General features: G+C 64.0%; 14 protein-coding genes and 1 riboswitch. Of the genes, 10 read left to right on the top strand and 4 right to left on the bottom strand.

Annotated features, from left to right (window positions below; genetic code table 11):
- Positions 1–31: 31 nt before the first annotated feature.
- On the top strand, positions 32–514 hold the full coding sequence (locus tag ACGYLD_RS06760) for a 6,7-dimethyl-8-ribityllumazine synthase (RefSeq protein WP_271692762.1): 483 nt from the start codon (positions 32–34) through the stop codon (positions 512–514).
- On the opposite strand, the gene ACGYLD_RS06755 is transcribed toward ACGYLD_RS06760, so the two are convergent.
- Genes ACGYLD_RS06755 through thiB form a run of 3 tightly spaced genes read right to left on the bottom strand, consistent with a single transcriptional unit; the run spans position 511 to position 3,699 of the window.
- On the bottom strand, positions 511–1,203 hold the full coding sequence (locus tag ACGYLD_RS06755; protein WP_271692761.1) for an ATP-binding cassette domain-containing protein: 693 nt from the start codon (positions 1,201–1,203) through the stop codon (positions 511–513). The two genes, ACGYLD_RS06760 and ACGYLD_RS06755, sit on opposite strands and share 4 nt — an antisense overlap.
- Positions 1,190–2,746, bottom strand: coding sequence for a thiamine/thiamine pyrophosphate ABC transporter permease ThiP (locus ACGYLD_RS06750; RefSeq protein WP_271692760.1), 1,557 nt, complete (start codon positions 2,744–2,746; stop codon positions 1,190–1,192). The genes ACGYLD_RS06755 and ACGYLD_RS06750 overlap by 14 nt, the downstream gene beginning before the upstream one ends.
- Positions 2,722–3,699, bottom strand: a complete 978-nt coding sequence (gene thiB, locus ACGYLD_RS06745; RefSeq protein ID WP_271692759.1) for a thiamine ABC transporter substrate binding subunit — start codon at positions 3,697–3,699, stop codon at positions 2,722–2,724. Before thiB ends, ACGYLD_RS06750 begins: the two co-directional genes overlap by 25 nt.
- Positions 3,700–3,733: 34 nt before the next feature.
- A riboswitch (TPP riboswitch) is annotated at positions 3,734–3,835 on the bottom strand.
- A 92-nt stretch (positions 3,836–3,927) separates the two neighbouring features.
- Between thiB and aroC the strand changes: the two genes are divergently transcribed.
- The 3 genes from aroC (at position 3,928) to cobO (ending at position 6,662) form a co-directional block, all read left to right on the top strand.
- Complete coding sequence (aroC, locus tag ACGYLD_RS06740) at positions 3,928–5,037, top strand: chorismate synthase (RefSeq protein ID WP_271692758.1); 1,110 nt, start codon at positions 3,928–3,930, stop codon at positions 5,035–5,037.
- Between the two features lie 10 nt (positions 5,038–5,047).
- Positions 5,048–5,986, top strand: coding sequence for a DMT family transporter (locus tag ACGYLD_RS06735; RefSeq protein WP_271692757.1), 939 nt, complete (start codon positions 5,048–5,050; stop codon positions 5,984–5,986).
- A 70-nt stretch (positions 5,987–6,056) separates the two neighbouring features.
- Positions 6,057–6,662, top strand: coding sequence for a cob(I)yrinic acid a,c-diamide adenosyltransferase (gene cobO, locus ACGYLD_RS06730; protein WP_271692756.1), 606 nt, complete (start codon positions 6,057–6,059; stop codon positions 6,660–6,662).
- A gap of 57 nt (positions 6,663–6,719) precedes the next feature.
- On the opposite strand, the gene ACGYLD_RS06725 is transcribed toward cobO, so the two are convergent.
- Positions 6,720–8,267 (bottom strand): alkaline phosphatase D family protein, encoded by a 1,548-nt coding sequence (locus ACGYLD_RS06725; protein ID WP_394401761.1) that lies wholly within the window; start codon positions 8,265–8,267, stop codon positions 6,720–6,722.
- 206 nt (positions 8,268–8,473) lie between these two features.
- On the opposite strand from ACGYLD_RS06725, the gene pcaF reads away from it, so the two are divergent.
- From pcaF to ACGYLD_RS06695, 6 genes are read left to right on the top strand one after another with little or no spacing between them, the layout of a single operon-like run.
- Positions 8,474–9,679, top strand: a complete 1,206-nt coding sequence (gene pcaF, locus ACGYLD_RS06720; RefSeq protein WP_271692753.1) for a 3-oxoadipyl-CoA thiolase — start codon at positions 8,474–8,476, stop codon at positions 9,677–9,679.
- 28 nt (positions 9,680–9,707) lie between these two features.
- Entirely contained in the window at positions 9,708–10,700 is a 993-nt protein-coding gene (gene paaA / locus ACGYLD_RS06715; protein ID WP_271688712.1) for a 1,2-phenylacetyl-CoA epoxidase subunit PaaA, read from the top strand.
- Between the two features lie 5 nt (positions 10,701–10,705).
- The gene (gene paaB / locus ACGYLD_RS06710) at positions 10,706–11,050 is read left to right on the top strand and encodes a 1,2-phenylacetyl-CoA epoxidase subunit PaaB (RefSeq protein WP_271692752.1); all 345 of its coding nucleotides are present in this window, start codon (positions 10,706–10,708) and stop codon (positions 11,048–11,050) included.
- A 35-nt stretch (positions 11,051–11,085) separates the two neighbouring features.
- The gene (gene paaC, locus ACGYLD_RS06705; protein WP_271693874.1) at positions 11,086–11,808 is read left to right on the top strand and encodes a 1,2-phenylacetyl-CoA epoxidase subunit PaaC; all 723 of its coding nucleotides are present in this window, start codon (positions 11,086–11,088) and stop codon (positions 11,806–11,808) included.
- On the top strand, positions 11,802–12,350 hold the full coding sequence (gene paaD / locus ACGYLD_RS06700) for a 1,2-phenylacetyl-CoA epoxidase subunit PaaD (protein WP_271692751.1): 549 nt from the start codon (positions 11,802–11,804) through the stop codon (positions 12,348–12,350). The genes paaC and paaD overlap by 7 nt, the downstream gene beginning before the upstream one ends.
- 7 nt (positions 12,351–12,357) lie before the next feature.
- The gene (locus ACGYLD_RS06695; RefSeq protein WP_271692750.1) at positions 12,358–13,422 is read left to right on the top strand and encodes a 2Fe-2S iron-sulfur cluster-binding protein; all 1,065 of its coding nucleotides are present in this window, start codon (positions 12,358–12,360) and stop codon (positions 13,420–13,422) included.
- Positions 13,423–13,431: the final 9 nt, after the last annotated feature.

The following is a 13,431-nucleotide window of genomic DNA, read 5'->3' as shown; positions in this document are numbered from 1 at the left end:
GTGGACGTGTCTGAACCTAAAGGAGATCACCATGACACAAGAACGTTCCGCCCGTTTCGCCTTTGTGCGTGCAAGCTGGCATGCGGATATCGTCGACCGCGCCTATGACGGGTTTACCGAAGTTATCGACGCCGCACAGGTCGACAGTTTTGCCGTTCCCGGGGCCTTTGAACTGCCGCTCATGGCGCAGCGTCTGGCCAAGACCGGGCACTACGACGCCGTGATCTGCGCGGCCTTCGTGGTGGATGGCGGCATTTACCGGCATGACTTCGTGGCGCAGACGGTGGTCGATGGGCTGATGCGCGTGGGGCTGGACTGTGACCTGCCGGTGCTGTCGGTCTCGCTCACACCGCACCACTATCAGGAAACGGATCATCACAACGCGATCTACCGCGATCATTTCGTCACCAAGGGGCGCGAGGCCGCGCAGGCCGCTCTTGGCATGACCCAAGCGCTGGAGACGTTTTCTTCAAATGAAAACGGCGCGGAAATTTCAAAAATTTCCGCCGCCTAGCCGAGATAGGCGCGCAAGGCCGGGGGCGGGTTGTCGAGCAATTCCGCCGCCGGTCCCGGCGCATGGGCGCGCCCGCCTTCGACAAAGATCACCTCATCCGCGATGCGGCGCACGTCATCGGGGGCATGGGTCACCATGATCAGCCCCGCGCCGGTCTCACGGGCGAGGTCTTGGACCAAATCCAGCATCTCCACCCGCAGCGCCGGGCCGAGCGCGGCGAAGGGCTCATCCAACAGCATCCATGGCCGCGCCTGTACCAGCACCCGCGCCAGCGCCACGCGGCTTTGCTGCCCGCCCGACAGCGCGCCCGGGCGTTTGGCGGCGTGATCGCTGAGCCCCACCCGCGCGAGGGCGGCATCGACCGCCTCCCGGTCCGCTGCTTTCAGCCGCAGGTCGGGGCGCAGGCCAAGGCCGACGTTCTGCCGCACGGTGAGATGTGGGAACAGGTTATTATCCTGAAACAGCATCGTCATGCCGCGCTGGCCGGGATGTTGATCCGTGATCTCCTCCCCCTCCTGCAGCAGCCGCCCCGCTGCCACCGGCACGAACCCACAGATTGCCGCCAGCAGGGTCGACTTGCCCGACCCGGAGGGGCCGATCACCGCGTAGTTGCGCCCCTGCGCCAGTGTCATATCGGCCACGAGGGAGAACTCGCCCCGCTCAATGCGCATGTCTTCAAGCGTCAGCATGCCAGCGCCCCCATTTGTCGCAGATGAAAAACACCGCCAGCGCCAAGACCAGCAAAAGCAGCGCTGCGCCCGCCGCGGCCTCCATCCGGTAGGCGCCCATCAGACGATACATCTGCAAGGGCAGCGTCGCACGCTCCTGATCGGCGAAAAGCGCGATCACGCCGAGATCCCCCACCGACAGCGCCCCCGTCAGCCCGGCGGCAAAGCCCAATTGCGGGCGCAGACGCGGCAGGACCAGCAACCGCCACAGCGCCCAACCCGTCATGCCGAGGATCTGGGTCAGGGGGCCATAATCCTTCAAGGTCTCGCGCAGGCGCGGCACCAGAATGCGCAGCACGAAAGGCAGCGCCATCAGCGCGTTGACCAAGGCGGTGACCGGCAGGCTCAGCCGTGCGGGGTCCAGCACCGGGTTGATCAGGATGAACCACCCCGTGCCAATCATCAGCGGAGAGGCCGCAAGCCCCATCAGGCCAATCGCCTCCACCCCGCCACGCCGCCGGGTAGCAATCCAGCCTGCCATCGGCAGCGCCAGCAGGGCCAGCACCGCCACGCTCAACCCCGCCACCAGAATGCTATTCCCGGAGGCCTGCCAGACCGAGGCAGGCAGTTCCGCGACCCCCGCCAGCCCGCGCAGCACCACGGCCCCCAGCGGCAGCAGCAAGAACAGCGCAGCGAGCGCGATCACCAGCCCGTCTAATGCCCGCTGCGCGCCGCCCCGCGCATCCCAGCGGCGCAGGGGGCGGTCCAACCCGCCGCCCAAGCTGATCGGCGGGATCAGCCAAAGCGCCGCCACCGCCGCCACACCCGCGACCACAAGCTGCACCACCGACAAAAGCGCCGCCCGCCCCAGGTCAAAATCAAACCGAAACGCCTGATAGATCGCCAATTCGATCGTCGTCGCCCGCGGCCCACCGCCCAGCGTCAAAGCCACGGCAAAACTGGTCAGGCAGATCACGAATATCAGCGCCGCCACGCCGGGCAGCACCTGCCGCAGCATTGGCCATTCCAGCGCCAGAAACAGCGCCCGCGGCGTCATCTGAAGCTGCCCCGCGAGCCGAAACCGCTCAGAAGGGATGCTCTGCCAGCCCTGCAGCAAAAGCCGCGTCGCCAGCGGCAGGTTGAAGAAGACATGCGCCAGAACCACGCCATGCAGCCCGTAGATCGACACCGGCGGCAGGCCAAGAGCCGCGCCAAATTGGTTCAGCACGCCCGACCGGCCAAAGACCGTCAGCAGCCCCAGCACCGCCACGATCACCGGCAGAATGAAAGGCGCGCCCAGCAACGTGATCAGCGCGCCGCGCCCCCAAAACCGCCGCCGCGCCAGCGCCCGCGCCACCGGCACGGCCAGCAGCACCGAAAGCACCGCCGACCAAACCGCCTGTGTCGCGGTAAACCGCACCGCCGCCCAATCCGCCGGGCCGAGCCCCGCACCCACATCGGCCGCCGCGAAGACGGCGACCAAAGCGGCAAGGATCAGCCCCGCGACTAGCGCGGCGGCGAAAAGCCCCGTCTTGCCGCTTAACGCGACAGCGCGGTCAGCCATTCGTCCAAAGCCTCCTCACGGAGCGCGGGGACCTCGTCGTTCGGCACTAACAGCGCCTTGTCGGGCTGGATCATGCCCTCGAACCCTGCGGGCAGACCGCCTTCGGGCGTCACGGCGGGATACATCCAGTTGGTCGTCGGCAGCACCGATTGCGCGGCATCAGAGACGAGGTATTGCAAGAACCGATCCGCCAGTTCCGGCTGATCCGACCCGGCAAGCTTCCCCGCCACTTCGATCTGCATGTAATGGCCCTCGTCGAACAGCGCCGCGGTCTTGCTGTCGTCCTCCTCCGCGATCAGGTGATAGGCCGGAGAGGTGGTGTAGCTCAGCACCATGTCGGCCTCGCCTTCGAGGAAGAGACCGTAGGCTTCGGACCACCCTTTGGTCACGGTCACGACATTGTCGGCCAGCCCCGCCCAAATCTCGGGCGCCTCATCGCCATAGGCCGCTTTGACCCACATCAGCAGCCCCAAACCGGGCGTCGAAGAGCGCGGGTCTTGGATCACGATTTTCAGATCGCTCTCGGTCAGCGCTTTGAAATTACCGGGCGCGTCCAGATCGGTGCCGTGGACAAAAGCGAAATAGCCCCAGTCATAGGGCACGAAAACTTCGTCTTCCCAAGTGATCGGCAGGTCATAGTCGGCCTGCAACCCGCTCGGCGCGAACAGTTCGGTCTCTTTCGCGGCGGCGACAAGGCTGGTGTCCAGCCCCAGCACGATATCCGCGTCGGACCGTGTGCCTTCAAGCTTGAGCCGCGCCAGCAAAGCCGCGCCATCGCCCATGCCGACGAATTTCAGATCGCAGCCGCATTCGGCCTCGAACCCCTCTTCGATGGCCGGGCCCGGCCCCCATTCGGTGACGAAACTGTCGTAGGTATAGACCGTCAATTCAGGCGTCTCGGCCCATGTGGCCGATGCGCCCATGACGCCCGCAGCAAGTGTAAGATACTTCATCGCATCCTCCTTTTGCGGCGAAAGGTAAAAGGTGGATGTCTGTCCTGACCTTCCCTCCGCCGGTGTTAACCGGTTCAGGTTCAACGGGTCCGCACAGCATGCGCATCTCAGCCCAAAGGCCCCCCGAGGTAGCGTCAGGGGTAGATCGGACCTGCACAATTGGCAAGGCAAATCCCCTTGAGGCAGGGCGCTGCCCCGGCTAAGGGTTTGACAACAGGAGGTCCGCCCATGTCGATCAACAGCTTTGGCCATCTTTACCGGGTCACCACATGGGGCGAGAGCCACGGGCCCGCCCTTGGGGCGACCATCGACGGCTGCCCACCCGGCGTGCCGATTGACGAAGGCATGATCCAGCAGTGGCTCGACAAGCGCAAACCGGGCCAGAACAAATACACCACGCAGCGGCGTGAGGCGGATGAGGTCCGGATCCTGTCGGGCACCTTCGAAGGGGTCACCACCGGCACGCCCGTGCAGCTGATGATCGAGAACACCGATCAACGCTCGAAAGACTACGGCGACATCAAGGACAAGTTCCGCCCCGGTCACGCCGACATCACCTATTTCCAGAAATACGGCATCCGCGACTATCGCGGGGGTGGCCGTTCCTCGGCCCGGGAGACCGCCGCGCGGGTGGCGGCGGGCGGTCTGGCGCGTGAGGCGATCAAGGCGCTGGCGCCGGAGCTTCAGATCACCGGCTACATGGTGCAAATGGGGCCGCATAAGATTGACCGCGATGCGTTCGATTGGGACCAAATCGACCAAAACCCCTTTTGGGTGCCGGATGCCAAGGCAGCGGCGGACTGGGCCGACTACCTCGACGGGCTGCGCAAATCGGGCAGCAGCGTCGGCGCGATCATCGAAGTGACGGCGCGCGGCGTGCCTGCGGGTCTCGGCGCGCCGGTCTATGGCAAGCTCGACACCGATCTGGCCGCCGCGATGATGAGCATCAATGCCGTCAAGGGCGTGGAGATCGGCGAGGGCATGTCGGCGGCGATGCTGACCGGCGAATTGAACGCCGATGAGATCACCATGGGGCCGGATGGGCCGGAATATTCCTCGAACCACGCGGGCGGCATCTTGGGCGGGATCAGCACCGGGCAGGATGTGGTGCTGCGCTTCGCGGTGAAGCCGACCTCCAGCATCCTGACCACGCGGCGCACAATCACGAAACAGGGCGAAGAGACCGAGATCATCACCAAGGGCCGCCACGATCCTTGCGTCGGCATCCGCGCGGTGCCGGTGGGCGAGGCGATGATGGCCTGCGTGCTGCTGGATCACCTGCTGCTGCATCGCGGACAGATTGGTCAGAACCGCGGCATAATTGGCCCCGAGGCGTGAGGATCAAAGCATGAAAGTCGATGATTTCTCCGCCCGCCCCGCCCTTGGTGTCGGACTGAAAATCACGGCGATCCTGCTTTTCACCTGCATGTCCGCGATCATCAAATCGCTGGCCGACGATGTCCCCGCCGGGGAGTCGGTCTTCTTCCGCTCCTTCTTTGCCATTCCAGTGATCCTGATCTGGCTGGCGCAGCGCGGCAAACTGAAAAGCGGGCTAAAGACGCAAAACCCGATGGGCCATGTCTGGCGCGGGCTCTTCGGCACCACGGCGATGGGGCTGACCTTTACCGGCCTCGGCCTGCTGCCCCTGCCCGAGGTCACGGCCATCGGCTTTGCCACACCGATTTTCACCGTCATCCTCGCTGCCGTGTTGCTGGGCGAGAAAATCCGGCTGATCCGCGTGAGTGCCGTGGCGATTGGGCTGGTGGGCGTAATGATCATCCTCTGGCCGCGCTTCACCAGCATCGGCACGATGGAGCAGACGGCCACCATCGGCGCGCTGCTGATCCTGATGGCGACCATGGTGCGCAGCCTTGTGCAGATCCACATTCGCCAGTTGGTGCAAAGCGAAGACACCGCAGCCATCGTGTTCTATTTCTCGGCCACCGCGTCGATTCTGGCGCTTTTCACCCTGCCCTTCGGCTGGGTCATCCCCGATCTGCAAACCTTTGGCCTGCTGGTCCTTGCCGGGTTGATCGGCGGGGTGGCGCAGATCCTGATCACCTCGGCCTACCGCTTTGGCTCAGCCTCGATGCTGGCGCCCTATGACTATACCTCGATGCTTTTCGCCATTCTGCTGGGCTATGTCTTCTTTGCCGAACTGCCCACGATGATGATGCTGGCGGGCGCGGCGCTGGTGATCAGCGCGGGCGCGTTGGTGATCTGGCGCGAGCGGCAGTTGGGGATGGAGCGGGGCAAGGCGCGGTCTGTCACCGATCCCAAAGCGTGATCGAATGCGGGCTTTCGCCTGACCAATCCTCTGCCTATGGTGCCCCGAAACCGGATAGAGGAGATGACCGATGAGCGACGCGGATCCGAAAGATCACAAGGAAAAGATGCAGCAGCGTCAGGCCGAACAGCGCGCCAAGGTGGCCGAGTTGCAAGACCCCGAGAAGGGTCTGGTGCTGGTCCATACCGGCCCGGGCAAGGGCAAATCCTCTTCCGCTTTCGGCGTGGTGGTGCGCGCGCTTGGCTGGAAGCAGCGCGTGGGTGTGGTGCAGTTCATCAAGGGCAAATGGAAAACTGGCGAACGATTGTTCTTTGAACGGTTGGACGAGGTGACATGGCACACGATGGGCGAAGGCTTCACTTGGGACACCCAAGACCGCAACCGCGACATCGCCGCCGCCGAAGCCGCATTTGGCAAGGCGCGCGAGATGATGGAGAGCGGGGAATATGACCTTGTGGTGATGGATGAGATCAACATCGCCATCCGCTATGAATACCTCAAGATCGAAGATGTGATCGCCGGGCTCGACGCGCGTGACAAGCGCACCGCCGTGGTGCTGACAGGCCGCGACGCCCGGCCCGAGCTTTGTGACTATGCCGATCTGGTGACCGAAATGTCCGAGGTCAAACACCCGTTCAAAGCGGGCATCAAAGCACAGCGCGGCGTCGACTACTGAAACGAAAAGGATCGCCCGCTTCGGGGCGATCCTCCCACTGTGCCATGCAGAGGGCGCTTAGATCGCCGCTCCCTTGGGGTCGAGCGTCACCGAGTAAAGCTCGGTATCGGCGCGGTCCATCAGACGCACTTTCATCTGCTGGGTCTTGGCGTCGATATCGACCAAGCCAAAAAATTGCAGACCGGCGGAGGGCGGCAGGTTCACCTGACCTTCTTCGGGCGCTTTGACGTATTTCAACTCAGGGCCAAAGGTGCCGTCCAATTCGTTCGGGCCGAAGGTGCCGGCGTGCAGCGGGCCCGAGACGAACTCCCAGAACGGGTCAAAGTCCTGAAACTGCGCCTTGTCGGGGTTGTAGTAATGCGCGGCGGTGTAATGCACATCCGCCGTGAACCAGACCACGTTGTCGATCTGCGCGGTCTTGATGAAACGCAGCAGCCCCGCGATCTCTTGCTCGCGGCCTTTGGCGGCACCATTGTCGCCATTGGCAACCGCCTCGGCCCCGCCACCGACGACCAGACCGATGGGCATGTCGCAGGCGATGACCTTCCATGTGGCCGCCGAATTGGTCAGCTCCCGCTTGAGCCATGCCATCTGCTCGGCCCCGAGGATATCGGTGGCCTGCGACATCTCGGTCTGCATGTTCTCGCTGTTCGGCCCCCGGTAGCTGCGCAGGTCGAGGAAGAAGACATCCAGCATCGGACCGTAGTTGATCTTGCGGTAGACCCGGCCCGGCTCGGCAGGAGTGATGCGCAGCGGGGTCATCTCATGGAAGGCCTGCGAAGCGCGCGCGGCGAGGACATGGATCGACTTCTCGCTATAGCGGTCGTCTTCCATCAGGCTGCGCGACGAGGACCAGTTGTTCACGACTTCATGGTCGTCCCATTGCATGAAGGTCGGCACATGGGCGTTCATCTCACGCACATGGTCGTCCATCAGGTTGTATTTCCACTGGCCGCGGTATTCGTCCAGCGTCTCGGCCACCTTGCGTTTCTCGTCGATGATGGTGGTGTTCTTCCACATCGTGCCATCGTCAAGCTGGACCTCATCCTCAAGCGGGCCATCGGCATAGATGGTGTCACCGGAATGCAGGAAGAAGTCGGGGCGGTGTTTGGCCATGGTCGCATAGGTGCGCATGCCCTCATCGTCGATGCCCCAGCCCTGACCGGCGGTGTCACCGGACCAAGCAAAGCGCACGTCGCGGCGCGCGGTGGGCGCGGTGCGGAACTGGCCGATGATCGGCTCGGAAGTGGCGTTGATGTCGCTCAGGTCCGCAGCGGTGAAGCGGTAAAAGATATCCTGATCCGAGGGCAGCCCTTCGACCAGACGTTTCACCGCCAGATCGTGGTTCGGCAGCGCGTTCATCGGTGCAAGCTGGCGCGCGTTGGCAAAGCTTTCGGTGGTGGAGATTTCGACCTGCACCCGCGCCGGGCGGTCAGTGCGGGTCCAGATCATGCCGGACTGCGTGTCGACATCGCCCGATTGCACCCCATGGGTAAACACCGGGCGCGAGGCCGCGCGGCTGAGGCTGGGCATGGCAAGGCTTGCGGCAAAGGCGGTGGAGCCCGCCAGCACAGCGCGACGGGTCGGGCGGATCAGTTTGGTCATCTTGAGCTTCCTCTGAGGGTGGCGATGGCGGCACAGAACCCCCGGCGCGTGACAGAGCGCCGACAGCGGCGTGACTCTTTGGCAAAGCTTTGGTGACAGGACGGTGACGTGTTACCAAAATCCGTACCCTATTTTCATTCCGTAACATTTTGATTGAACCGAATCGCCCCGATGTGTAGATTACGGTGCAACAACAGGAGACCCCCATGCAGGCATTCATCTGCGACGCGCAGCGCACCCCCATTGGCCGTTACGGCGGCGCCCTCTCTTCGGTTCGCGCCGATGATCTGGCCGCCGTGCCGCTGAAAGCGCTGATGGAGCGGAACCCTTCCGTCGATTGGGCGCGGGTCGATGACGTGATCATGGGCTGCGCCAATCAGGCAGGCGAAGACAACCGCAACGTGGCGCGTATGGCGTCGCTATTGGCTGGCCTGCCGGTGGACGTGCCGGGCGCCACGATCAACCGTCTCTGCGCCAGCGGGATGGACGCCGTGGGCGCTGCCGCTCGGGCGATCCGCGCGGGCGATATGGATCTGGCCATCGCCGGCGGGATCGAAAGCATGTCGCGCGCGCCCTTCGTGATGCCCAAGGCCGAGACCGCCTTTTCGCGCAGCAACGCCGTCTATGACACCACCATCGGCTGGCGCTTCGTAAACCCGAAGATGAAGGCACAGTTCGGCGTGGATTCCATGCCCGAGACCGCCGACAACGTCGCCGCCGATTATGACGTGTCGCGCGAAGATCAGGACGCCTTCGCCGCACGTAGCCAAGAACGCTATGCCGCCGCCGCCGAGAAGGGCATCTTCGCCGAAGAAATCGCCCCGGTCACCATCCCGCAGCGCAAGGGCGAGGACATCGTCGTCGACAGCGACGAACACCCCCGCCCTGGCACCACGCTGGAGAAACTGGGCAAGCTGCGCGGCATCAACGGCGCCGACCTGACCGTGACCGCCGGCAATGCCTCGGGCGTGAACGACGGTGCCGCGGCGATGCTGCTCGCCTCCGAGGCCGGCGTGAAGGACCACGGCCTTGCCCCCATCGCCCGCGTTGTGGCCATGTCCGCGGCGGGCGTCGAGCCGCGCGTCATGGGCATCGGCCCGATCCCGGCGGTGCGCAGGGTGCTGGACCGCGCGGGCCTCACGATTGAGCAGATGGACGTGATCGAGCTTAACGAAGCCTTCGCGAGCCAGGGCCTCGCCACCCTGCGCGCGCTTGGCGTGCCGGACGACGCAGCACATGTAAATGCCAACGGCGGCGCGATTGCCATCGGCCACCCTCTGGGCATGTCCGGCGCGCGTCTGGTGATGACGGCGGCGCTGCAGCTCAAGCGGACGGGCGGCAAATACGCGCTATGTACCATGTGTGTGGGCGTGGGACAGGGCGTTGCCCTGATCCTCGAAAACGCAGGCTGACACTTCTTTCCTCGAAAGGAACGGACCGATGTATGCACAGATGATCAAATCCACCGGCAAGGGCGTCAAATCCCTCGACGAGATGGACCCCGACGAGCGCGCCTTTCAGGAACGCATCGACGCGGGCGGCAAGATCGAGCCCAAGGACTGGATGCCCGACGGCTATCGCAAGAACCTGATCCGCCAGATCGGACAGCATGCGCATTCCGAGATCGTGGGCCAATTGCCGGAAGGCAACTGGATCACCCGCGCCCCGACGTTGGAGCGCAAGGCGATCCTTCTGGCCAAGGTGCAGGACGAGGCTGGCCACGGCCTCTACCTCTACTGCGCGGCGGAAACGCTGGGCGTGACCCGCGACCAGATGACCCGCGACCTCCTTTCCGGGAAGATGAAGTATTCCTCGATCTTCAACTATCCCACGCTGACATGGGCCGACATGGGCGCCGTGGGCTGGCTGGTCGATGGTGCCGCGATCATGAATCAGGTGCCGCTGCAGCGCACCTCCTATGGGCCCTACGCCCGCGCCATGGTCCGCATCTGCAAAGAAGAAAGCTTCCACCAGCGCCAGGGCTTCGACATCATGATGAAGATGGCCAATGGCACGCCCGCCCAGCGCAAGATGGCGCAGGACGCGCTCAACCGCTTCTGGTTCCCGGCGCTGATGATGTTCGGCCCCTCGGACAAGGACTCGGTCCATTCCGCGCAGTCGATGGCGTGGAAGATCAAGATGAACACCAATGACGAGCTGCGTCAGAAGTTCGTCGACGAGACCGTGCCGCAGGCCGAGTACCTCGGCCTCACGATCCCCGACGAGACGCTGAAGTTCAACGAAGAGACCGGCCACTACGACTTTGCCGAGCCGGATTGGGAAGAGTTCTTTCAGGTGCTCAAGGGCAATGGCCCCTGCAACACCGAACGGCTGGCGGCGCGCAACAAGGCCTGGGACGAAGGCCGTTGGGTGCGCGAGGGTCTTCTGGCCCATGCCGAGAAAAAGCGCAGCAGACAAATGGCAGCGGAGTAAGCGACATGAGCAGCCCTGAATCCAGCGAATACGAAGGCACCGAGACCGCCCCCCACGGCGACGCACGGCCCACCGAATGGCCCCTGTGGGAGATCTTCATCCGCGGCCAGCACGGGCTGAGCCACCGCCATGTCGGCAGCCTGCATGCGGCGGATGCGGAAATGGCGATCAAGAACGCCCGCGATGTCTACACCCGCCGCAACGAAGGCGTGAGCATCTGGGCGGTCGAGGCCAGCGCCATCGCTGCCTCCTCCCCCGAGGAGAAAGGCGCGCTTTATGAGCCTGCCAATGACAAGGTCTACCGCCACCCGACCTTCTACGACATTCCCGACGAAGTGGGGGCGATGTGAGCGGCAGCGATACCAAGTTCGAATTTCTCTGCCGGATGGGCGACAACGCGCTGGTGCTGGGCCATCGCGTCTCGGAATGGTGCGGCGTGGCGCCGGTGCTGGAAGAGGACATCGCGCTGGCCAATGTGGCGCTCGACCTGATCGGCCAGACCCAATTGTGGCTGGGTCTGGCGGGCGAGGTTGAGGGCGAAGGCCGCGACGCCGACAAGCTCGCCTTTCACCGCGATGTTTGGGATTTTCGCAATGTCCTGCTGGTCGAACAGCCCAACGGCGATTTCGGCCAGACCATGATGCGGCAGTTCCTGTTTGACGCTTGGCATCTGGCGCAGCTGACCGCGCTGATCGACTCCAGCGACAAGGAGATCGCCGCCATCGCCGAGAAATCAGCGAAAGAGGTGACTTATCATTTGGAGCGGTCCTCGGACACGGTAATCGGCCTTGGTGACGGGACCGAGGAAAGCCACCGCCGGATGCAGGCGGCGCTTGACCTGCTTTGGCCCTATGTGGGCGAAATGTTCATCAGCGATGATGTCGACGCCGCCATGGCCGAAGCCGGTATCGCCCCCGATCCGGCGAGCATGCGCAAAAGCTATGACCAACTGGTCGGCGACACGCTGGCGGCGGCGACCCTCAGTAAGCCCGAGGACGACTTTGCCCATAGGGGCGGGAAAAGCGGCGCGCGGCACAGCGAACATCTGGGCCATATGCTGACCCAGATGCAGTGGCTGCAACGCGCCTACCCGGACGCCACATGGTGAAACCCGCCCCCCACAGCCGGCCCGCCCCCGCGCCGGTGCCGGGGGTGGTGCGCGGGTCCCCCTCGCGCGGCCCCGCCAGCGGCGAGAAGCCGTCGGTCAAGACGGTCTGGGCGTGGCTCTCCGCGATCCCGGACCCCGAGATCCCGGCGATTTCGCTCACCGATCTGGGCATCATCCGCGATGTGGCATGGCAGGGCGACACGCTGGTCGTCACCATCACACCGACCTATTCGGGCTGCCCGGCTACCAGCATCATCAACCTCGACATCGAGACGGCGCTGCACGGCCACGGGATCGAAAAGCTGGAGTTGAAACGCCAGCTCTCCCCGCCTTGGACCACCGAATGGATGAGTGACACCGGCCGCGCCAAGCTTGAAGCCTACGGCATCGCGCCGCCGCGCCCCGCCGGCGGGCCGCAGCACTGCCCGCACTGCCAATCGAAAGCGGTGGAGCGGATCAGCCAGTTCGGCTCGACCCCCTGCAAGGCGCAATGGCGGTGCTTGGACTGCCTTGAACCCTTTGACTATTTCAAATGTATCTGAGGCCCCGATGAGCCAGTTCCACCCCCTCACCGTCACCGACATTCATCACACCATCCGCGATGCCGTGGTGCTGACGCTGAAGCCGGAAGACCCCGACGCCTTCGCCTTCACACAAGGCCAGTACCTGACCTTCAAGCAGGATTTCGACGGCACCGAGCTGCGCCGCAACTATTCGATCTGCGCAGGTCTGGACGATGGCGAGTTAAAGGTCGGGATCAAGCGCGTCGATGGCGGGGCCTTTTCGACCTATGCCAATACCGAGCTCAAGGTCGGCGACGTGCTGCACGCCATGCCGCCGCAGGGCAAGTTCTTCACCCCGATCGAACCGGAGGTTGCCAAGAACTACCTCGGCTTCGCGGGCGGCTCGGGCATCACCCCGGTACTGTCGATCCTGAAGACGGTGTTGAAACGCGAGCCGCAGTCGACCTTCACGCTGGTCTATGCCAACCGTGCGGTGAACACGATCATGTTCCGCGAGGAACTCGAAGACCTCAAGAACCGCTACATGGGCCGCCTGACGGTGATCCATATCCTCGAATCCGGGCAGGACATGGAGCTTTTCGAGGGCCGCGTCGATCAGGACAAATGCGACGCGCTGTTCAAGCACTGGATCCAGATCGACTCCATCGACACCGCCTTCATCTGCGGGCCGGAGCCGATGATGCTGGCCATCGCCGAGGCGCTGAAGACCAATGGGCTGACCGACGAGCAGATCAAGTTCGAACTCTTCAGCGAAAGCCAGCAGGGCCGTTTGGCGAAACAGGAAATGGCCAAACGCAGCGAGGGCCAGAAGGGCACCGAGATCACCGTCATCATCGACGGCGCGCGGCGCAGCTTCACCATGCAGAAGGGCCAGTCGGTCCTCGAAGCGGCGCTGGAGAACGGACAGGAGGCGCCGTTTTCCTGCAAGGCCGGGGTCTGTTCGACCTGCATGGGCAAGGTGCTGGAAGGCGAGGTCGAGATGATCTCGAACCACGCGCTGGAGGATTACGAGGTCGAACGCGGCTACGTGCTGACCTGCCAGTCCTACCCGCTGAGCGACAAACTCACCATCGACTACGACACCCACTGAAGGAGCCGA

It is taken from the genome of Sulfitobacter sp. 1A12056 (genome assembly GCF_043558125.1).
Taxonomy (GTDB): domain Bacteria; phylum Pseudomonadota; class Alphaproteobacteria; order Rhodobacterales; family Rhodobacteraceae; genus Sulfitobacter; species Sulfitobacter faviae.
This window is presented reverse-complemented; position numbering and strand designations above follow the sequence as displayed.

What these genes read in the sequence shown, in the direction of transcription:
- ACGYLD_RS06735 (WP_271692757.1), top strand. Translation starts at nt 5,048, where the DNA reads ATGAAAGTCGATGATTTCTCCGCCCGCCCCGCCCTTGGTGTCGGACTG.
- pcaF (WP_271692753.1), top strand. Translation starts at nt 8,474, where the DNA reads ATGCAGGCATTCATCTGCGACGCGCAGCGCACCCCCATTGGCCGTTAC.
- ACGYLD_RS06750 (WP_271692760.1), bottom strand. Translation starts at nt 2,746, where the DNA reads ATGGCTGACCGCGCTGTCGCGTTAAGCGGCAAGACGGGGCTTTTCGCC.
- paaD (WP_271692751.1), top strand. Translation starts at nt 11,802, where the DNA reads ATGGTGAAACCCGCCCCCCACAGCCGGCCCGCCCCCGCGCCGGTGCCG.
- thiB (WP_271692759.1), bottom strand. Translation starts at nt 3,699, where the DNA reads ATGAAGTATCTTACACTTGCTGCGGGCGTCATGGGCGCATCGGCCACA.
- paaA (WP_271688712.1), top strand. Translation starts at nt 9,708, where the DNA reads ATGTATGCACAGATGATCAAATCCACCGGCAAGGGCGTCAAATCCCTC.
- paaB (WP_271692752.1), top strand. Translation starts at nt 10,706, where the DNA reads ATGAGCAGCCCTGAATCCAGCGAATACGAAGGCACCGAGACCGCCCCC.
- ACGYLD_RS06695 (WP_271692750.1), top strand. Translation starts at nt 12,358, where the DNA reads ATGAGCCAGTTCCACCCCCTCACCGTCACCGACATTCATCACACCATC.
- ACGYLD_RS06760 (WP_271692762.1), top strand. Translation starts at nt 32, where the DNA reads ATGACACAAGAACGTTCCGCCCGTTTCGCCTTTGTGCGTGCAAGCTGG.
- paaC (WP_271693874.1), top strand. Translation starts at nt 11,086, where the DNA reads ATGGGCGACAACGCGCTGGTGCTGGGCCATCGCGTCTCGGAATGGTGC.
- cobO (WP_271692756.1), top strand. Translation starts at nt 6,057, where the DNA reads ATGAGCGACGCGGATCCGAAAGATCACAAGGAAAAGATGCAGCAGCGT.
- ACGYLD_RS06755 (WP_271692761.1), bottom strand. Translation starts at nt 1,203, where the DNA reads ATGCTGACGCTTGAAGACATGCGCATTGAGCGGGGCGAGTTCTCCCTC.
- ACGYLD_RS06725 (WP_394401761.1), bottom strand. Translation starts at nt 8,267, where the DNA reads ATGACCAAACTGATCCGCCCGACCCGTCGCGCTGTGCTGGCGGGCTCC.
- aroC (WP_271692758.1), top strand. Translation starts at nt 3,928, where the DNA reads ATGTCGATCAACAGCTTTGGCCATCTTTACCGGGTCACCACATGGGGC.